The 19,547-nt window shown below is 44.2% G+C and carries 17 protein-coding genes; 4 read left to right on the top strand and 13 right to left on the bottom strand.

Going from position 1 to position 19,547, the window contains the following annotated elements:
* From B3V51_RS07875 to B3V51_RS07855, 5 genes are all read right to left on the bottom strand, one after another.
* A partial coding sequence (locus tag B3V51_RS07875) for a GTP-binding protein (RefSeq protein ID WP_286708196.1) occupies positions 1-257 on the bottom strand: 257 nt, incomplete at its 3' end.
* A gap of 223 nt (positions 258-480) precedes the next feature.
* Entirely contained in the window at positions 481-2,607 is a 2,127-nt protein-coding gene (gene fusA / locus B3V51_RS07870; RefSeq protein WP_212564142.1) for an elongation factor G, read from the bottom strand.
* A 351-nt stretch (positions 2,608-2,958) separates the two neighbouring features.
* The gene (rpsG, locus tag B3V51_RS07865) at positions 2,959-3,432 is read right to left on the bottom strand and encodes a 30S ribosomal protein S7 (RefSeq protein WP_057761735.1); all 474 of its coding nucleotides are present in this window, start codon (positions 3,430-3,432) and stop codon (positions 2,959-2,961) included.
* 208 nt (positions 3,433-3,640) lie between these two features.
* Positions 3,641-4,015, bottom strand: a complete 375-nt coding sequence (gene rpsL, locus B3V51_RS07860) for a 30S ribosomal protein S12 (RefSeq protein WP_011281154.1) — start codon at positions 4,013-4,015, stop codon at positions 3,641-3,643.
* A 409-nt stretch (positions 4,016-4,424) separates the two neighbouring features.
* Positions 4,425-5,513: an EcsC family protein gene (locus tag B3V51_RS07855; RefSeq protein WP_071002916.1), complete on the bottom strand. Its 1,089-nt coding sequence runs from the start codon at positions 5,511-5,513 to the stop codon at positions 4,425-4,427.
* 555 nt (positions 5,514-6,068) lie between these two features.
* On the opposite strand from B3V51_RS07855, the gene B3V51_RS07850 reads away from it, so the two are divergent.
* Both B3V51_RS07850 and B3V51_RS07845 read left to right on the top strand, forming a co-directional pair.
* Complete coding sequence (locus tag B3V51_RS07850; RefSeq protein ID WP_212564141.1) at positions 6,069-7,304, top strand: beta-ketoacyl-ACP synthase II; 1,236 nt, start codon at positions 6,069-6,071, stop codon at positions 7,302-7,304.
* 3 nt (positions 7,305-7,307) lie between these two features.
* Entirely contained in the window at positions 7,308-8,996 is a 1,689-nt protein-coding gene (locus B3V51_RS07845; RefSeq protein ID WP_286708195.1) for an anthranilate synthase component I family protein, read from the top strand.
* A 114-nt stretch (positions 8,997-9,110) separates the two neighbouring features.
* On the opposite strand, the gene hisC is transcribed toward B3V51_RS07845, so the two are convergent.
* The 8 genes from hisC to B3V51_RS07805 form a co-directional block, all read right to left on the bottom strand.
* Complete coding sequence (gene hisC, locus B3V51_RS07840; RefSeq protein ID WP_240365484.1) at positions 9,111-10,244, bottom strand: histidinol-phosphate transaminase; 1,134 nt, start codon at positions 10,242-10,244, stop codon at positions 9,111-9,113.
* A 76-nt stretch (positions 10,245-10,320) separates the two neighbouring features.
* Positions 10,321-11,616, bottom strand: coding sequence for a histidinol dehydrogenase (hisD, locus tag B3V51_RS07835; protein ID WP_252962794.1), 1,296 nt, complete (start codon positions 11,614-11,616; stop codon positions 10,321-10,323).
* A 251-nt stretch (positions 11,617-11,867) separates the two neighbouring features.
* A complete protein-coding gene (gene hisG, locus B3V51_RS07830) occupies positions 11,868-12,560 on the bottom strand; it encodes an ATP phosphoribosyltransferase (protein ID WP_071002912.1) in 693 nt (230 codons plus the stop codon).
* Positions 12,561-12,656: 96 nt separating this feature from the next.
* Positions 12,657-13,925 carry a UDP-N-acetylglucosamine 1-carboxyvinyltransferase gene (gene murA, locus B3V51_RS07825; RefSeq protein ID WP_286708194.1) on the bottom strand — a complete coding sequence of 423 codons (1,269 nt, stop codon included), beginning with the start codon at positions 13,923-13,925 and terminating at the stop codon, positions 12,657-12,659.
* 111 nt (positions 13,926-14,036) lie between these two features.
* Positions 14,037-14,288 carry a BolA family protein gene (locus tag B3V51_RS07820; protein ID WP_058025509.1) on the bottom strand — a complete coding sequence of 84 codons (252 nt, stop codon included), beginning with the start codon at positions 14,286-14,288 and terminating at the stop codon, positions 14,037-14,039.
* A gap of 164 nt (positions 14,289-14,452) precedes the next feature.
* Positions 14,453-15,442 carry an alpha/beta hydrolase gene (locus B3V51_RS07815; RefSeq protein ID WP_186473550.1) on the bottom strand — a complete coding sequence of 330 codons (990 nt, stop codon included), beginning with the start codon at positions 15,440-15,442 and terminating at the stop codon, positions 14,453-14,455.
* A gap of 319 nt (positions 15,443-15,761) precedes the next feature.
* Positions 15,762-16,553: a BON domain-containing protein gene (locus B3V51_RS07810; protein ID WP_286708198.1), complete on the bottom strand. Its 792-nt coding sequence runs from the start codon at positions 16,551-16,553 to the stop codon at positions 15,762-15,764.
* Positions 16,554-16,764: 211 nt separating this feature from the next.
* Positions 16,765-17,250: a YraN family protein gene (locus B3V51_RS07805; RefSeq protein WP_277077276.1), complete on the bottom strand. Its 486-nt coding sequence runs from the start codon at positions 17,248-17,250 to the stop codon at positions 16,765-16,767.
* 131 nt (positions 17,251-17,381) lie between these two features.
* On the opposite strand from B3V51_RS07805, the gene rsmI reads away from it, so the two are divergent.
* Complete coding sequence (rsmI, locus tag B3V51_RS07800) at positions 17,382-18,338, top strand: 16S rRNA (cytidine(1402)-2'-O)-methyltransferase (RefSeq protein ID WP_286708193.1); 957 nt, start codon at positions 17,382-17,384, stop codon at positions 18,336-18,338.
* Positions 18,339-18,392: 54 nt separating this feature from the next.
* The gene (locus B3V51_RS07795; protein ID WP_286708192.1) at positions 18,393-19,412 is read left to right on the top strand and encodes an adenosine kinase; all 1,020 of its coding nucleotides are present in this window, start codon (positions 18,393-18,395) and stop codon (positions 19,410-19,412) included.
* Positions 19,413-19,547 lie beyond the last annotated feature (135 nt).

The raw sequence follows: 19,547 nt of genomic DNA, 5'->3' as shown, positions 1-19,547 counted from the left end.
GCGTGACCTGGGCAGTCTACGTGTGCGTAGTGACGTGTGTCTGTGTCATATTCTACGTGTGAGGTGTTGATGGTGATACCACGTGCTTTTTCTTCTGGTGCTGAGTCAATAGACGCGTAGTCTTTTGCTTCGCCACCAGAGGTGATTGCAGCTACGGTTGCGATTGCAGCGGTAAGGGTGGTTTTACCATGGTCAACGTGTCCGATGGTACCGACGTTGACGTGTGGCTTGCTACGTTCAAACTTGGCCTTTGCCATGGGTATTTCCTCTTTTTTTTGGTTCCAAGGCTTAATTCATATAAATATGACAATTAAGAAAATCTTGGTCACCTTAAGATAATTGTTAAAAGGTTACACATACTAATGTGCAGATATTATAAGAAAATTGCGACCAATAACAAGTCTTTTAACAAGTTATTGGCCGATTCTTTAGTGACAATACACAGAGATACTCTATATTGTCACCTTTAGTAAGTTTTATTTACTCGTCATCATCTTTAGAGTTGTACTTAGAGATGATTTCAGCAGCAACTGATTTTGGAATTTCAACGTACTTTTGGAATTCCATTGAGTAAGTTGCACGGCCTTGTGACATAGAGCGCATTTGAGTGGCATAACCAAACATTTCCGCTAATGGTACTTCAGCACGAATCTGTTTAGTGCCACCAGGTAGGTCTTCCATACCCTGTACCAAACCACGACGACGGTTAAGATCACCCATGATGTCGCCCATGTAGTCTTCAGGTGTTTCAACTTCTACTTTCATCACTGGCTCAAGTAGCGCTGGATCAGCTGCTAAGAAACCTTTTTTGAAGGCCATAGAACCTGCCATCTTAAATGACAATTCATCAGAGTCAACGTCATGATAAGAACCATCATACAAAGTCGCTTTTACGCCAACAACTGGGTAGCCTGCAAGTACGCCGTTTTTCATGCGCTCTTGGATACCTTTATCAACAGCACCGTGGAATTCTTTTGGTACCACACCGCCAACAACTTCTTCAGCGAATTCATATTCAGTGTCGCCAGCTGGATCAAGTGGTTCAAGACGTAACCATACGTGACCAAACTTACCACGACCACCTGTTTGACGTACGAATTTGCCTTCTTGTTCAACAGTGTTACGAATCGTCTCACGATAAGCAACCTGAGGTGCACCGATGTTTGCTTCAACGTTGAATTCACGCTTCATACGGTCAACAAGAATCTCTAGATGCAGCTCACCCATACCACTGATAATCGTCTGACCAGATTCTTCGTCAGTGTGTACACGGAACGATGGATCTTCTTTTGCCAAACGGCCAAGCGCGATTGACATTTTTTCTTGGTCAGCTTTGGTCTTTGGCTCAACCGCTAGAGAGATAACTGGTTCTGGGAATTCCATACGCTCAAGCGTGATCACGTTGTCTTCGTCACATAGCGTATCACCAGTCGTTACATCTTTCATGCCGACTAGGGCTGCGATATCACCTGTACGAATCTCTGCAAGCTCTTCTTGAGAGTTTGCCATCATCTGTACAATACGGCCAACACGCTCACGCTTCATTTTAACTGGGTTATAAACACTGCTACCCTGCTTCATGACACCAGAATAAACACGTACGAAGGTTAAGTTACCAACGAACTTGTCGTTCATGATTTTGAACGCTAGTGCTGAGAAAGGTGCTTCATCTGATGCTTCACGGCTGCCTTCGCTTTCGTCTTTGTCATCAAGAATACCTTTAATAGCAGGTACGTCAATTGGTGCTGGTAGATACTGGATAACCGCATCTAGCATCTTTTGTACGCCTTTGTTTTTAAAGGCAGTACCACAAAGAAGTGGGATGATTTCGTTATCAATAGTCAACTGACGAATAGCACTGTGGATCTGCTCTTCAGTCAATTCACCGTTTTCTAGATATTCGTTCATCAACTCTTCATTGGCTTCAGCAGCACTTTCTACAAGGTACTCGCGATACTCGTCCGCTTTGTCTTGTAGTTCAGTTGGGATATCACGCTCATCATACTGCATACCTTGAGACGCTTCGTCCCAATAGATAGCTTTCATAGTCACTAGATCAACAACGCCTTCGAAGTCATCTTCTTTGCCAATTGGAATAACCAATGGTACTGGCTTACCGCCAAGACGGGTTTTGATCTGTTCGATAACACGATAGAAATCAGCACCAACACGGTCCATTTTGTTTACAAATGCAAGACGTGGTACTTTGTATTTGTTCGCTTGACGCCATACGGTCTCAGACTGTGGCTGAACGCCGCCTACTGCACAGTAAACCATGCAAGCGCCATCAAGTACGCGCATAGAACGTTCAACTTCGATCGTGAAGTCAACGTGACCTGGGGTATCGATGATGTTGATACGGTGTTCGTCAAACTGTTTAGCCATACCTGACCAAAAACAAGTTGTTGCTGCTGAGGTAATAGTAATACCACGCTCTTGTTCTTGCTCCATCCAGTCCATAGTGGCTGCGCCATCATGTACTTCGCCAATTTTGTGGCTAACACCGGTATAGAATAAAACACGCTCAGTAGTGGTCGTTTTACCAGCATCGATGTGCGCTGAAATACCAATATTGCGATAGCGTTTTAGGGGAGTTTTACGAGCCATAGTGTTTTCCTAGGAAAAGTCGTGTATATAATAATGTATTGTGTCTCTACCTCATACTCTATGACAAAGCGTTCAGCTTCGTAATATTACTTACTGATTATTGAGCCTAATACGGACAAAAAAAGAGCAAATACTAAGAATAGTGTGGCATCAAATTTGGGATGTTCTCTAATGAAAGGATGAAAGTCATACTTGTTAAGAGAGACATCTTGATAGATGTCCGCCACCCCAGTCATTAATAAATAACATTTATATATGACCGAATGATGATGGCGGCAATCAATAGAATAAACAACAATGTAAGATTAATGAGTATGAGCTATTAATCTCAAGCTACTGTTAAAAAGTAGCTTAGAAACGGTAATGAGAGAATGCTTTGTTAGCATCTGCCATGCGGTGAACTTCGTCACGCTTTTTCATAGCAGCGCCTTTGCCATCAGCAGCATCATTCAATTCACCAGCTAAACGCAAAGCCATTGATTTTTCAGAACGCTTAGCAGCAGCTTCAGCTAACCAACGCATAGCCAAGGCAGTACGACGGGAGGGGCGTACTTCCATTGGTACTTGATAGGTTGCACCGCCAACGCGGCGAGCTTTTACTTCTACCATTGGGCGTACATTTTCAAGCACTTCTTCGAAGAAAGATACTGGATCTTCAACTTTACGCTTCTCACTTACTGTCTCAAGTGCACCGTAAACGATACGCTCAGCAGTAGATTTTTTACCATCACTCATTACATGGTTGATGAATTTTGCAACAGTTTGGCTACCAAACTTAGGATCCGGTAGGATCTCACGGGCAGCAACGACGCGACGTCTTGGCATAATAAATTTCCTTATCTTCAGGAGTGTCTAACATTCACAACATCGACTACTCATCATTAGGGTATAGCAGCGAGTTATCAGTTAGCCTTACTGCATGGTGGTATGTTTTAAGAGCAAATCACTTATATAAAAGTAATATGACTACTGACACCAAACCCATGCACAGTTATTGGGTAGTACAAAAAGCTTTGTTAATAACGTTTAGTTATTAAACTTTAGGCTTCTTAGCACCGTACTTAGAGCGACCTTGCTTACGGTCTTTAACGCCTGCACAATCTAATGCACCGCGAACAGTGTGATAACGTACACCTGGTAGATCTTTCACACGACCACCACGGATTAGAACAACACTGTGCTCTTGTAGGTTATGACCTTCGCCGCCGATATAGCTTGATACTTCATAGCCTGAAGTCAAACGTACACGACATACTTTACGCATGGCAGAGTTAGGTTTTTTTGGCGTGGTAGTATATACACGAGTACATACACCGCGACGCTGTGGGCACGCTTCCAACGCAGGAACTTTTGACTTTTCCTTGATGGTTTTGCGACCTTTACGAATCAATTGGTTAGTTGTTGCCATAAGGCATCCTTCTCCCGTTTGGTATAAAACAAAAAAATGGGCCAATGCACCATCTATCTGACAATAATTGCAGATTTCTGGGCACCCATTTTTAGGACAGTGTATTATAAAGAGTTGTTGCTGCTATTTCAACCACTTATGAATGGTTTCGCTTTACAACATTTGATAGATATGCATTCATCCTCGCATTATATCACTTTATCGTTTTTTCGCCGAAAAACAGCGTCATAAATAAAGTAAACAAGGCAACCTCAAGCATCATTAAGAAAAAATATTCGAATATAAATGCTACTTGATAGTAACTAAGTGGTGGTATTTATCCTGATTTCAAGTCACCCTACTCAACCGAACCAAAATAAATACCATTTTGCTTATTAATATACAACCTAACTAGCAAATAATATGTCTATTACTTGGCTTTTTTATCAGACGTTTGCTTGTCTGAGTCTTTTTTGCTACTGGTTTCTTCTGTATCGCTATTTTCTTCTGTCTTTTCTGTGTCTTTCTGCGCATCGTTATTACTGGCTTTTTTTACTTCAGCCTCGCTACTACTGTCATCAGTAATGGCACGATTGGCAAGTTTTGCCTCTGGCGCAAAAGTCGCTTTAGCAACGCCAATCACTTCATCAATCAACTGACTGTTATAATGTACGCCGATGGCTACTGCTGTAACGGGAATAAAACGGCGAACCCATAATAGGTTTATTTTGTCCAAATCAATTCCTACTTGTCTAGCAATACTGTCTATTTGCTCAGCATAGTAGTTTACGTTTTGATTTTTTAGACCCAAGTTCTTCAGCTCGCTATGCAACCCGTGGCTCTGAGCATTATCCAGCAAACCTTTACCGATACCCATACCTGCTAGCAATGCTTGTTTTTCTTGCATTTTGCTTAGATCGGCACTTGAGAGCAATTCGTATGCCATTTTCACACCTTGTTTACCTGTGAGCGGCTTATTGTATATAGCTGCAATTTGGTAGACAGTACGTAGAGATACCAATAATAGCCATAAGGTATCAGCAAGTAGACCTGGCAGCCCTGCTAGACCCGTAAGGCCGCCCATTGCTGCAAGTGCACGATTTTGGTTAGCGATGTCAGTTGCAAGTGCATAACGCTCTTCATCATCTAAAGTAGCAATATTGGCAAAGCGATGCTCGTTCGGTAAGTCTAATTGACTCCAGTTTGATGCAAGTTTCGCAACTTGAGCAAACGCGCTATCTACTGTCGATTGAAAAAAGCTGTTTGGTACGACTTTTTTGGCATATTTGCCATAAGTAGCAAAACGTGGACCTAATAATTGCTGCGTAGCCTTTAAGGTTTGCTCACGAAATAAGTCTTGTTGATAATCCTCATCGCCTAAATCTACCGCTTTATATTGGCGCGGTTTGCCTGTTTTGGCATTCATGCTATCAATCATGGAGCCCACGCGCTCTAGGTTGTTGCGTGTGAAAGAGCCAATAGTATTGATACTTTTTGAAAGAGTGCTAGGCTTTGCCATTGTGATGTCCTTAATATGATGAATAATAATGTGATGAATAATTTTTTTAGTAATAGTGATATGAATGTGTTTAATCTTCAAGCTGTCAGTGTAATAAGTCAAGGCCGTTCCTGTCAGTGCGAACAATGTTATCGCAATCACAAATTTTGTATCTAAAAGTACAACTTAATTTTTGTCCGACTTAACCATAGCCTTTAGCTTACCCACATTGTTTTTCATAAACAATAAAGCGATTGCTCAAACAACAAGGTTTCATAGCCACTCAATTTCTCATTACCTTGTAGCGATAGAGGCTATTTCGCCATTATTTTACACTTGTCCAAAGATTTTCACTGCTTGATACGTTATCATGTGCCGTAAGTGAGAGCATAATTGTACACTGAAATGACATTGTCTTTAATAGGCTGTAATTATCTTAATTCATGCTATCGTTATCTACATAGGCTGTTTTTTCATTATAATGCTCAAATTCATTCATCGTTAAACATTACATATAGATTTACAACGATTATTGCAACCAATTGCTAGCAAGTCGTTACTCATAAGGAATAGCATATGCGCCGCGTCGTCATCACTGGAGCAGGGATTGTCTCTTGTATCGGACATGATCTAGACACTGTCACTACCGCTCTTAAAGAAGGGGAATCTGGTATCACATATAATGATTCTTACGCTGAGCACGAGTTTAAATCACACGTGAGCGGTAGTATCAATCAATCAGAACTGGATACTAGTGGTATCGATCGTAAACTCAAACGCTTTTTTAGTGATGCCAGTCTGTACGCTTATGTCAGTGCACTAAACGCCATTGAACATTCAGGACTGTCACTTGACACCATTAATAACAATCCACGTGTGGGTGTGGTCGCAAGCTCAGGCGGTGCGTCAACAGAAAACATCGTGAACGCTGTGGATGCCATGCGTGAAAAAGGTCTACGCGGTGTCGGTGCGATGGCTGTACCTAAAACCATGGGCAGCTCAGTATCAGCAGCCCTAGCCACTGGTCTAAAAATCCAAGGTGTCTCCTACTCGCTTTCCTCTGCTTGCGCGACCTCGACTCATTGTATCGGTCATGCCGCTGAGCTTATCCAACTGGGTAAAGCTGATGTAATATTGGCTGGTGGTAGTGAAGCTGAGCATTGGACACAGTCTTGTATGTTTGATGCGATGGGTGCAGTGAGTACTCAATATAACGACACACCAACACTCGCCTCAAGAGCTTATGATAAAGATCGCGACGGGTTTGTGATTGCTGCTGGTGGCGCGATGGTTGTGGTAGAAAGTTTAGAGCATGCTCAAGCACGTGGCGCCAATATCTTGGCTGAAATCGTGGGTTACGGTGCTACCTCTGATGGTGCCGAGATGGTTGCGCCAAGTGGCGAAGGCGCTGTACGCTGTATGCAACAAGCCTTAGCTGAAGCTGGCTTAAAAAGCGTAGATTATATCAATAGCCACGGCACCAGCACACCGCTGGGCGATATCACAGAACTCAAAGCGATTGCCAAAGTTTTTGATAATGATGTCAGTAAAGTACCTGCTATCAGCTCAACCAAATCCATGACAGGTCATAGCTTAGGCGCTGTTGGTGCGCAAGAGCTGATTTACTGCCTACTTATGCTACAAGACGGCTTTATTGCCCCAAGTATCAACGTTGACAACCTAGATCCTGCAGCTGAAGGTTTCGATATCGTCACTCAAATGCGCGAATCAAACCTTGAAACCTTGATGAGCAATAGCTTCGGCTTTGGTGGTACTAACGCCACACTCATCATCAAAAAATTCGACGCTTAAACCATGCTCGCACCAAATCAAACGATAACTAAGCAGACAGATTCTGCGCCATCGCCAGCTAGTAAATCTAGCTGGCGTTTTGGTGATTTGTCAGCGGCTGAATTAATGCCACAGCTAAGACGCCATTTACTTAACCAAGATGATGCAGCAAATTGGCAATTGGCTTGGTTAAATAATGATGGACGACCAGTAATTGGTTTGCTGCCTAAAGTCAGCTGGTCGGTTTATCCAACTGATCAAAAACCTTCTAAAGATTCAGTCAATACTTATAGAGTGGTTAAAAACTGCCGTGATAACTGCTCTACTCATAGCGAAAATACCATGACAGCCTATATGAGTTATCTAGAATGGCAAAATGAGCTTATTGCTTACAGCAAAGCTTATGATACCGATAATAATAGCTCAAATAACGTAAACCCGAAAAGCACAAAACCCTGTTATCATCATGGTCTGATTGGTTTTATCGGTTACGATATCGCTGCTTATGAGTTAAGTCCTGCAGACAGAATCGAATTGGCAAATCAGCCTTGTGCCTCATTAGGGCATTACGATATCTATCTAACACCTGCTGCCAATACTGATACCGGTTGGGAGCTAAAAAGTATTCAAACCAATAGCAGCTCTGATGAAGCTGTCGGCAACAAGTCAAAAGATGAGTTCATAGTTGCTCTGACATCCTACCTAGATGAACTGGATAAAAAGCTGTCCGACAAATATCTCAATCAAGCACAATCTAAGCACACATCACATACTATACCTGTCGTCCTAACGGCACGATGGAGTAAGCGTGATTATCAGCAAGCATTTGATCGTACTCAAGACTATCTACAGCAAGGCGATTGCTATCAAATCAACCTGACGCAAAAGTGGTCGGGCTACTTGCCATATAAAAACGATGCGACTCAACCAACTTCAGCGCTTATCGATTATCTGCCTGCGCTACATCATAATACTAAAGCACCTTTTGCAGGCTATTTAAGCGTTGATGGTGCGAGCGTTGAGCACGTTGATACCTTTAACCACAGTTTTGAGTTATTAAGCTGCTCGCCTGAGCTGTTCTTTACATTTACCAAAAACAAAGTGACTGATAAGCACCATATCCTGACCAAGCCAATCAAAGGCACTATGCCTCGTGGCTCCACTGACAAGCAAGATGAATCGTATAAGCAACAACTGGTCGATAGCGAAAAAGACCGTGCCGAAAATGTCATGATTGTGGATCTACTGCGTAATGATTTGGGTAAATATGCCAAAATCGGTAGCGTAAAAGTACCGCAACTGTTTGCGATTGAGAGCTTTAGTAACGTGCATCATATGGTCAGTACCATCACTGCTGAGCTAAAAACTGACACTCACCCGTTGACTGTACTGTTTGGTAGTCTGCCTGCTGGCTCCATCACAGGCACGCCCAAAAAACGCGCGGTCGAAATCATCGCTGAATTAGAGTCTACACCACGCGGTGCTTATTGCGGCACCATGGGTTATATGAATTTTGATGGCAGTGGTCAATGGAATGTACTCATTCGTACATTGCAAGCTGGTGCTTCATTAACTGATGAATTTAATAAAGAAAAACACATAAATCTATGGGCGGGTGGCGGTATTACGGTCGCGTCTGATTGTAATGCTGAATATCAAGAGTGCTTAGATAAGGTAGGCAATCTACTGGCGGTGTTGGCGAAAAAAGTATAAACGACTGAAATACTATTTTGCGCTGGCCTCTAAAGAAAAAAGCCTGCTTAACATTGCGCTAGCAGGCTTTTTTGGTACTTATCGATAGCATTTACTACACAAGCAGGTAAACCATTAATCAGCCGTCATGCTAGTCTCTGTATGCAGCTCTTTTAGCGTATCAATCAAGCGCTCATGCTGCTCGGCGGTACCAACAGTAATACGCAAATACTCACTAATGCGCGGCTTATCAAAATGGCGAACGATAATCCCTTGATCACGCAATGCACTCGCCACAGCACTTGCATTACCATCTTTTGGACGGGCAAAGATAAAGTTGGCATGCGAGGGCAATACTTTATAGCCTAGCGCCGTCAACTCTTCGGTCAATGACGTACGCAAATCGATAACCTGTTGGCGCGTTTGCTCAAAATAATCCACATCTAGCACACTTGCCGTCGCACCAGCTTGCGCTAGCTTATCCAGTGGATAGCTATTAAAGCTATTTTTCATACGCGTCAATGCTTCAATCAACGAAGCACTACCAAAGGCCATCCCAACACGTAAACCAGCAAGTGACCGTGATTTTGAAAAGGTCTGCGTCACGATAACGTTGTCACACTCATTGATTAAACTGACCGCTGAGACTTGCGAGCCTGTACTGTCTGCATCAGCCTGCGCAAAATCAATGTATGCCTCGTCAATTACAATCACGGCATTAGAATGCTCGCTGGCTAGCTTACGGATATCAGCAAGTGATAGGAGTAAACCTGTTGGCGCATTTGGGTTGGCAATGATGATACCGCTACAAGGCTGGCGATAAGCATCAGGATCAATACTAAAATCGTCTTCTAATGGGATTTTGACAAGATGCACACCAAAAGTCTGTGCATAGACAGGATAAAAGCTGTAGCCAATATCAGGTGATAAAAGCGGACGCTCTTTTAGGAAGAAACTGGCAAATATAAGCGCCAATACTTCATCTGAGCCATTACCGACAAACACTTGGCTGACATCAAGGTCATATGCTTGTGCCAATGCAGCACGCAGGTCATTGGACTCAGGTGCCGGATATAAACGCAGCTCTTGCGCTTGCTGGGTGAGTACTTTAGCGATTGCCTCTCCTACTTTTGGTGAGGGCGGAAATGGGTTTTCATTGGTGTTCAGTTTGCACAAGTTATTATGCTGTGGCTGTTCACCCGGTACATAGGGTGATAAGTTGCGTGCTTTAGACGACCACAGCCTATTATCTATCTTTGTCTCACTCATAAATTATCCTACTAATTAGCCATACAGACTATTAAAAATATCTATCAAAAGTAAAAATGAAGACGCTCAAAATATCTTACTGATAACGATAACGGGCTGAGCGCGCATGGGCTTCTAAGTCCTCTCGCTGCGCTAAAATATCAGCCGTCTCAGCCAATGGCTTGCTGCCGGATTCACTGCAATAAATAATTGATGATTTCTTCTGAAAGTCATAGACACCTAAAGGTGAAGAAAAGCGCGCAGTACCAGAGGTTGGCAATACATGGTTCGGTCCTGCACAGTAATCGCCAATCGCTTCAGGCGTGTGACGACCCATAAAGATAGCACCCGCATGACGAATATCATCTAACAATGCATCAGGGTTATCAACGGATAACTCCAAATGCTCAGGAGCAATACGATTAATCAGTGCCATACCCTCGCTACGATCTTTTACCAAAATAAGTGCACCACGATTTTGCAGCGAGTCACGCGCGATATCTGCTTTTGGCAGCTCAGCGAGTGCTCTTTCTATCTCTAACTCGACTTCTTTTAACTGCGCCTCACTGGTCGTCACAAAGATAGCTTGAGCGATACGGTCGTGCTCTGCTTGCGACAACAAATCCATCGCGAGCCAATCAGCTCGATCTTGCGCTTCACCCTCTGCATATACCAACACTTCTGAGGGGCCTGCAATCATATCAATGCCGACTTGTCCAAATACTGCGCGTTTGGCTGCCGCGACATACTTATTACCCGGCCCTGTGATTTTATCCACCGCTGGAATGGTTTCGGTACCGTAGGCTAAAGCTGCTACCGCCTGTGCGCCGCCAATGGTAAAGACACGGTCAACTTGAGCCAAATGAGCGGCTGCTAATACCAATGGATTAAGCACGCCTTTAGGTGCTGGCACGACCATGATAACTTCAGTAACCCCAGCTACTTTGGCAGGAATAGCATTCATCAATACTGATGATGGATAAGATGCCAAACCACCCGGCACATAAATACCAACGCGATCAAGTGGCGTGACTTTTTGACCTAAGCGATTGCCTAGCTCATCTTCATATTGCCACGTTTCTTGTACTTGGCGCTCATGAAAAGTCTGTACCCGAGTAGCTGCTGTGGTCAATGCCGTTTTTACATTCTCATCCAGATTGGTAAATGCGTCGGCAAGTGCTTCTTTAGACAGCTCTAATTCTTGCATCGTTGTCGCTGGATGCTGATCGAATTGCTGAGTTAATGCCAATACGACGCTATCACCATCCGCACGTACTTGTGCGATGATATCGTCAACGGCATGCAATAATTCAGCATCATTGACGGTTTCAAAGGCAAGCAGTTGTGTCAATTGATTGTCAAAATCGGCATCTTGGGTACTTAACTGGCGCATGACCTAATCCTATATCTGAGCATAAAATACTGCTGAAAATAAACGGCGTGAATATAACTAAAGTATGCTTATTATTCACAAATATGGCGACTTACTGGCTGTCTTCTTGTCTAAATTTTACGGTGATTTTATTTTTTCGCAAGCTAATACAACAAAACCAGTGTAGCACGCTATGACAGACATAGAGCGCTAAACTGGTTTAAAAATTCGTATCACCATGCTTTATATTACCAATGATTGACACCGGTTTACTAGGCATTGGCAATACTGTTTTTAAAGCTATCTAAAATGGGTTCTAGTAACGCAAATTTGCGCTTATAGCTGACTTGATTGACGATAAGACGTGATGACACATCACAAATATGATCGCGCGCTTCAAGTCCATTCGCGCGTAGGGTATTACCCGTATCAACCACATCGACAATCAAATCGCCCAAGCCCACCAATGGTGCCAGCTCCATTGAACCGTAAAGCTTGATAACATCAACTTGCTGACCTTGGCTCGCAAAATAAGCGCGCGCTACATTGACATATTTGGTCGCGATACGCAGACGACGATTGGGCAGTGGTGCGTCTTTTACGCCAGCGGTCATCAATTTGCACTGAGCGATTTTTAAATCAAGCAGTTCATACACGTGGTTCGCGCCATGCTCAAGCAGCACATCTTTACCTGCTACACCAAAATCAGCCGCACCGTGCTCGACATAGGTTGGTACGTCGCTTGCACGCAAAATTAATACACGTACATTTGGGTTTGAGGTTGGAAAAATAAGTTTGCGCGAGGCTTCAGGGTCTTCTAAAAGATCAACACCCGCTGCACGTAGCAGTGGCATCGTCTCTTCTAAAATACGGCCTTTTGATAACGCCAACGTTAGACCTGAAAACGCATCGTTTACTTCGTTTAGTAGACCATCGGCTGGTGCAGGTTTGCTTGTCTCAGTCATAATGACATCGTGTCCATATGCAGTTAGTTTCCCCATTCAAGGGAAGTTTTAATGTATAACGTAATTCATGTATAAACTACGGTTGACCTATCAGTATTAGCCGTTGGTATTGACACGCTGGATATTCACACCAAGGCTACGCAGCTTGTCTTCGACATGCTCATAACCACGGTCAATATGATAAATGCGGTCAACCAAGCTCTCGCCTTCTGCCGTTGCAGCCGCCATCACCAGTGACATAGAAGCGCGTAAATCTGTTGCCATAACTGGTGCCGCCGTAAAGTTCTCGACACCTCTGATCACCGCAGTATGTCCATCCACTTGGATAGATGCACCCAAGCGGTTTAGTTCAGGTACGTGCATATAGCGGTTTTCAAAGATGTTTTCGATAATGGTACTGGTCCCATCAGCCAGACAGCAAATCGCCATCAACTGAGCTTGCATGTCTGTTGGAAAACCTGGATGTGGCTGAGTCCGAATATCCACTGGCTTTGGACGACCTTTCATCTGCGCGCGAATCCAGTCATCACCTGTGGTGATCACTGCACCCATCGCTTCAAACTTCTCAAGCACTGGGTACAATAAAGAGGCTGTAGTTTTTTTGGTCAACACATCCCCTTGAGTCATCAAGGCACCAGCAAGATATGAGCCTGTCTCAATACGATCCGGTACCACTGAATACTCACAACCGTGTAGACGTTCGACCCCTTCAATGGTCATCGTCGAAGTACCGATGCCGCTGATTTTGGCGCCCATCGCAACCAGCATATTGGCTAAATCGACTACTTCTGGCTCTAATGCACAGTTAGCCAAAACGGTCGTGCCTTTAGCTAATGCCGCTGCCATGATGACGTTTTCCGTACCGCCAACTGTCACCATATCAAATGAGAAGTGGCAACCAATCAGCTTACCACCTTTAGGCGCTTGCGCTTTCACGTAACCGTTCTCTACGCTGATTACCGCACCCATCGCTTCAAACGCTTTTAGATGCTGATCAACAGGACGTGAACCAATCGCACAGCCACCTGGTAACGACACTTCAGCTTCGCCAAAACGCGCCAGTAATGGACCTAATACCAAAATTGACGCGCGCATGGTTTTTACCAAATCATACGGCGCATAAAAGTTATCAATAGTTTTGGTATCACAAGTGACCGTATCGCCCTGCTTTTGGATATCAATCCCCATGCCACTGATCAATTCAATCAATGTTCGTACGTCTTTTAATGACGGCACATTATGCAATGTCGTTGGCGTCTCAGCCAATATCATCGCAGCAAGCAATGGCAAGGCGGCATTTTTGGCGCCTGAAATAGTAACTTCCCCTGCGATACGACTACTACCAGTGATTAAAAATTGATCCATAAAGGTGACAACCTAGCGATGAGTATAGAAAATGGTGAAAACGAGCAGTAAAGAATCCTTATGTCTGTTAAACGAACTCTTCGATTGCCAGTTAGATAGATAGCTATATAATTAGCCTTTTGATTGAGCGTCCCACTCAGCAGGCGTTAGCGCTTGAATATTGAGGGCGTGAATATCGCCACTCGCAATCTTATCATTAACCAGCGCATAAATGGCTTGCTGACGTTGAACGGCGCGTTTGCCTTCAAAGCTTGCATCAACCACGCGCACGTCAAATTTATTGCCTTGATTGGCAGCTTGGATAAAAGCGTCTGGGAAGTGAGTCTGTAAAAATGCGATCAAATCGTCAGCGTTCATGCTCATAAAATAGTCTGCCTTAACGTTTAGAATAGGGTATAGATTTAAAGTGATGACATTATAACAAGAGTTTGCCTATCTTACAGTACTGTCTTGCTCAAGTGTATTTGAGGACTGAAACCGTATCGAAAAATAAGTAGTCAAAAGCCCGTGATATAAATAACAACAAGCTATTTGAGCATTGTGTCTAGATACGTCACTACTTGCGCACGCACATCATTGACCCAGCGTAGCGGTGGTGCCATTGCTCCAATGATAGTTGCGTGACTCGCGCCTTCGATCTCACCCGTCTGCACCGTTACCCCTGCCTCTTTCAATGCTTGCGTCATTTTGAGTGCATTGGTTGGATGCACCACTTTATCTTTTTCTGCGGTTAATAACAAATATGGTGGCTGTGCCCCTTTGATCTGACGGTCAGGCATGACTTGATCAGGTGTGGCATCCGAGGGAAAAGCTGACGCACTACTAAACTTACGGAAGTCATAACTGTAAGGCCCTGCAATACCGATAACCGTCGCAATGTCTGTCGGCTTAATACCATAGGGCGCTAAAAAGTCTTCGTTGGCGACGGCTGCGACTGCATTAAACGCGCCAGCAGAGTGGCCCATGACAGCAACACGTGACGGATCAGCATGCAAACTGGTCGCATTCTCGATACTCCAAGCAATCGCTTGGGCCGTATCATTGACATAATCAGGGTAGACATGCTCGGGCACCTTACGATAATTAATCACTGCGGTGACATAACCTGCCTGCGCTAAGCTTTGACCGACAAAGGCATATTGATCTTTATTACCACTCTCCCAAGAACCGCCATGCACGAATACCACCATAGGGTAGTCATTATTGATAGCGCTTTGGGCTTTCATTGCCTGTGCCAAGGGCTTTGGATAGTAAATATCTAAATCTTGCAAAGGCTCATCACCGTATAAGATATCTTTACTTACCCCTACACCGCCACTAGAAGTAATGCCATTGACAAAGCCTAGCGGTGATAATGCCTGTGCACTTTGGGTGGCAAGCGCGATGCTGCCTAGCGCCAATGCTGCCGCTCCTACAACCCTTAGTCTGCGCGGGTGTTTACCAAAAGAATTATGATCAAAGTTCTTGCAGTTGTTCGCACCTGTCTTTTGTTTTATGTGATTTACCGAATCCTGCATTGCCAATACCTTGTTACAGTTATGGATCTTAAGATATGCATCTTATAGTTATGAATCATGCCTAACATCGTGAGCGCTCTATGGTCTCATTAGAACCTCTGATTCTGTGACGTTTCACTATTGATATAGTACTCACTGGCTGAGGATTTCTCGTGCTTTTACTGTTATATCTATTTAGGCTTATTGTGATTAATATCAAAAAAAGCTACTAGCATCCTATGATGTGACGGGTATCACATATAGCGAAGTAGCTATTATACAAGCTCTTATTTATCGTCAATCATTGCTTGGTAGACTCAGCTTGGCAAACTCAGTAGTTTTACTGATTTTGATAAAGATCGATATATGGGCTTGATGATGGTTGCGCCGTAGTAGCCTCTTCTTCCGTTATTACTATCGGCGTTGCGGTACTGACAGCAGTACCTTGGACAGCTGGTGCGACTGCCGGATTGGCTAAGTTATTCTCGTACATAATATCATCATCGTTTATCTTTACACCTCTATCATCGACAACGGTCGTCAGCAGTACCAGCTCGGTCACCCCAACAGTGCTGTTCGCAACATCAATTAAGTTACTTTGTTGGGTGGGTGTCATGCGGCCCATAATATAGACCACGCCATTGTTGGTGACTGCTTTGATTTGTGAGGTTTTGACGCCATCGCTGGCGGCTATTTTTGCCAGTAGTTTTGAAGTGATATAACCATCATGAACCGTTGAGCTATAGCCTTTTGAAGCACTTACTTCCATCTCGTTGTAGACACGGCGTACATCTGGCATGGAGCTGACGACCTTTTCTACTTCTGCTTTGAGCGCTTCAGACGGTACTTCCCCTGTGAGCAGCACTTCGCTATTGAAGCTATCGATACCCATACGGCTAGTCTGCTGCAAGTCTTCTTTTAACCCATAGACATTGATTTTGGCAGTATGCTCGATACTACGATCTAGTAGACGCTGTGGAATGGTGCGCTCAGTCATTGGCACACCGTAAGTTCCTTCTGTACTGTTGGTCAGATAGTTGGTGGCACAGCCTGTACTGACCACACAAGCAGCAAGCATAATGCCCGTCGTAATACAGCGTGATGAACCAAAAATAGCAGTGCGCAAATGCATCCGTGTCATTGTTTACCTCTTAGAGCATGGTGGTGACGGTGTTATAAATTCAATGAATTGAGTCAATTTTTATCTAGCAGTGATAAGACAAATTTTGTTAACAGCTACTTTACTTAATTTTGGCCAGCAGCGGTTAGGTTTTTGGTAACCAGTATTGCGCGCTAGATTCAGTCAGGCGCGCGAGTCATCCCGTATTTGCGTTATATATTTACTACCATGCACTGGCTACAAAGGCACCTTTAAGCCAGTGCAGCTCATCACTCAACGGATTCTCTTTTGAGCTGAGCTTACCTGCCGTATTATAAGCAATGACATCAAAGCGGCAGTCATAATGAGCGTACTCAGGATGCTGCTGCAAAAAACATTGTGCCGCTTTAATCACTTTACGCTGCTTGCTTGTCGTCACGCTGAGTGCTGCATCGCCATAGATTGACCGCTTGCGTTGACGAACTTCGATAAATACTAGCGTTGACCATGCGGGTCCTACTTCCATCATAATCAGATCTAGCTCGCCTATTTTTGGCTGTTGCCAGTTTTGCGCCACCAACCGTAACCCTTGTGCTTGTAAATATTCACACGCCTGCTGTTCAAACAGGCTGCCTTGGCGTTGTTTCGGTGAGGTTAAGATCAAGGGTTTGTGATTCGCCATAAGGTCAATTCGTCTGCTTAACATTTGAGAATTATCATAGCACAACATGCTAAACTAGCCACTTCTGCGCGTTATGCTCTCAAAATCTATCGATTTATTCACTCACTATTTGACTGAAAAATCATAGATAACGACTGGATATAATGGCGCACTATTATTGTTAATAACCCGAGGTTTTCATGTCTACCCCTACTGCGATGCCAGCTTGTCTCTATATCGTTGCCACGCCGATTGGCAACTTGACCGACATGACGCCACACGCGATTGATGTTTTAAAGCAGGTCGCGATCATTGCCTGTGAAGATACTCGCACTTCAGGTAAGCTGTTGTCGCATTTTGGTATTGATACCAAAGGAAGCAAAACGGATGAGGCAAAAAGCTCAGAGACCCATCATGCCACAAGTAGTGTAGAAGATGATGAGGCCACAACGAAGCAAAAAGGTCATAACAAGCTATGGGCTTATCACGAACACAATAGCGCTATTCAAACGCCTAAAATCATTGAAATGATTGAGCAAGGTCATTCGGTTGCCTTGATTAGTGATGCTGGTACGCCACTGGTCAGTGACCCAGGTTATCAATTGGTACAGGCTGCACATGAAGCTGGCGTGACCGTATCTCCTATCGTTGGGGCTTCTGCTGCTATTGGCGCATTGTCAGTGGCAGGGTTGCCATCAGATCGATTTAGCTTTATTGGGTTTTTACCAGCCAAAACTCACGGCCGTCAAAAACAACTGAACGATTTGATCGCACGTACCGAAACTCTGATATTTTATGAAGCGCCGCATCGCATCGTATCTAGCCTGGAAGATATGGCGACGATATTTGGTGCAGGCCGTGCAGTGACTTTTTGTCGTGAATTGACCAAAACGTTTGAAACCATACATAAGAGCACCCTTGGCGATTTGGTCGATTTTGTCAAAGCAGATGACAATCAGCAACGCGGTGAGATCGTCGTGGTCGTCGCTGGCGCCGGTGTGGCAAAGGATACTGACGACATCAGTACTCATGATAAATTGCTACAGCGTTTGCTAGAGGATCTATCGGTCAAAAAAGCAGCCGCGCTGGCCTCTGATATCACTGGTGTAAAAAAGAATGCACTTTATCAGCGTCTACTAGAGCTGCAAGCTGACTAGTTTTTAACAATAAGAAAGATAACTGTTTATAAATTAATTGAAGAGAGGTAAGCAATGTACGATGTAATGGCGATAGGTAATGCGTTGGTTGATCACGAGTATGTGCTGTCAGATGCGGCACTAGAAGAGACCGAGCTGACCAAAGGTAATATGACACTAGCAGAGTTTGAGGAGCAGCAGCAACTACTGGCTTACTTTAAGTTGGCTGAGATTGAGCCATCAAAACAAGCCGGCGGTGGCTCAGCAGCCAACACGATGTTCACCTTTGCTAGCCTCGGTGGCAAGCCGTTCTATGCATGCCGCGTCGGTGATGACGATCAAGGGGTATTTTACCTCAGAGACTTGCACGAAGCAGGCGTTGCCACCTCAGATAAATCTATCCATGAAGGCGGTGTGACAGGCTCTTGCGTGGTCGCTGTCACAGAAGATGGTGAGCGCACCATGCAAACCTATCTTGGCACCTCAAGCGAAATCGCAGCTGACAATGTTGATTTTGATGCGTTGACGCAAGCAGACTGGCTATATTTAGAAGGCTATTTGGCGATGTCTGAAAGCATCCAACCAGCAATGACGCAGCTGCGCCAACAAGCCGGTATTCATAATGCAAAGATTGCCGTAAGTTTTGCGGATCCTGCTGTAGTGAAATTTGCCAAAGACGGCCTGCTTAATATGCTCGGCAATAAAGTCGCCGTGATATTCTGTAATAGCGAAGAAGCCAAGCTATTCACCGATAAAAAACAAGTCAAAGCTGCTGCCCGTGCTTTGCTTGATCATTGCCAAACAGCGGTCGTCACTGATGGTGCCAACGGTGCGGTCATTGCCCACAAGCCTGATGACGAATCGGAGATTGAAGTTTACGACGTGGCAACGCCAGCAGTAACGAGTGTCATCGATACCAATGGCGCAGGTGATAACTACGCGGGTGCCTTCTTGTATGCGCTATCACAGCATTATAGCTTGCCAGAGTGTGGACGTCTTGCCAGCGAAATATCCGCACAAGTCATCCAGCAGTTTGGACCACGTCTTGCCTCGCAGGATTACCGAGATATCGCTCAGCGTGTCCTATCTGCTTAAATGCTGAATATGTATATTTAACGCAAATAAAAAGCCCATATCGACTTGATATGGGCTTTTTTGTTTATAGATTATAATCACTCAAATAATTTTCCTAAATGAGCACGCTTTTATATTAGGGCGTGTTGAACATTC

This window comes from Psychrobacter sp. UBA2514 (genome assembly GCF_002341255.1).
Taxonomy (GTDB): domain Bacteria; phylum Pseudomonadota; class Gammaproteobacteria; order Pseudomonadales; family Moraxellaceae; genus Psychrobacter; species Psychrobacter pacificensis.
This window is presented reverse-complemented; position numbering and strand designations above follow the sequence as displayed.

Excerpts from the sequence above, each read along its gene's own strand:
- hisD (WP_252962794.1), bottom strand. The coding sequence starts at position 11,616 with ATGCGCCAGTTAAGTACCCAAGATGCCGATTTTGACAATCAATTGACA.
- B3V51_RS07795 (WP_286708192.1), top strand. The coding sequence starts at position 18,393 with ATGTACGATGTAATGGCGATAGGTAATGCGTTGGTTGATCACGAGTAT.
- B3V51_RS07815 (WP_186473550.1), bottom strand. The coding sequence starts at position 15,442 with ATGCAGGATTCGGTAAATCACATAAAACAAAAGACAGGTGCGAACAAC.
- hisG (WP_071002912.1), bottom strand. The coding sequence starts at position 12,560 with ATGACTGAGACAAGCAAACCTGCACCAGCCGATGGTCTACTAAACGAA.
- B3V51_RS07805 (WP_277077276.1), bottom strand. The coding sequence starts at position 17,250 with ATGTTGTGCTATGATAATTCTCAAATGTTAAGCAGACGAATTGACCTT.
- murA (WP_286708194.1), bottom strand. The coding sequence starts at position 13,925 with ATGGATCAATTTTTAATCACTGGTAGTAGTCGTATCGCAGGGGAAGTT.
- fusA (WP_212564142.1), bottom strand. The coding sequence starts at position 2,607 with ATGGCTCGTAAAACTCCCCTAAAACGCTATCGCAATATTGGTATTTCA.
- B3V51_RS07820 (WP_058025509.1), bottom strand. The coding sequence starts at position 14,288 with ATGAGCATGAACGCTGACGATTTGATCGCATTTTTACAGACTCACTTC.
- rpsL (WP_011281154.1), bottom strand. The coding sequence starts at position 4,015 with ATGGCAACAACTAACCAATTGATTCGTAAAGGTCGCAAAACCATCAAG.
- B3V51_RS07845 (WP_286708195.1), top strand. The coding sequence starts at position 7,308 with ATGCTCGCACCAAATCAAACGATAACTAAGCAGACAGATTCTGCGCCA.
- hisC (WP_240365484.1), bottom strand. The coding sequence starts at position 10,244 with ATGAGTGAGACAAAGATAGATAATAGGCTGTGGTCGTCTAAAGCACGC.
- B3V51_RS07855 (WP_071002916.1), bottom strand. The coding sequence starts at position 5,513 with ATGGCAAAGCCTAGCACTCTTTCAAAAAGTATCAATACTATTGGCTCT.
- B3V51_RS07810 (WP_286708198.1), bottom strand. The coding sequence starts at position 16,553 with ATGCATTTGCGCACTGCTATTTTTGGTTCATCACGCTGTATTACGACG.
- rsmI (WP_286708193.1), top strand. The coding sequence starts at position 17,382 with ATGTCTACCCCTACTGCGATGCCAGCTTGTCTCTATATCGTTGCCACG.
- B3V51_RS07850 (WP_212564141.1), top strand. The coding sequence starts at position 6,069 with ATGCGCCGCGTCGTCATCACTGGAGCAGGGATTGTCTCTTGTATCGGA.
- rpsG (WP_057761735.1), bottom strand. The coding sequence starts at position 3,432 with ATGCCAAGACGTCGCGTCGTTGCTGCCCGTGAGATCCTACCGGATCCT.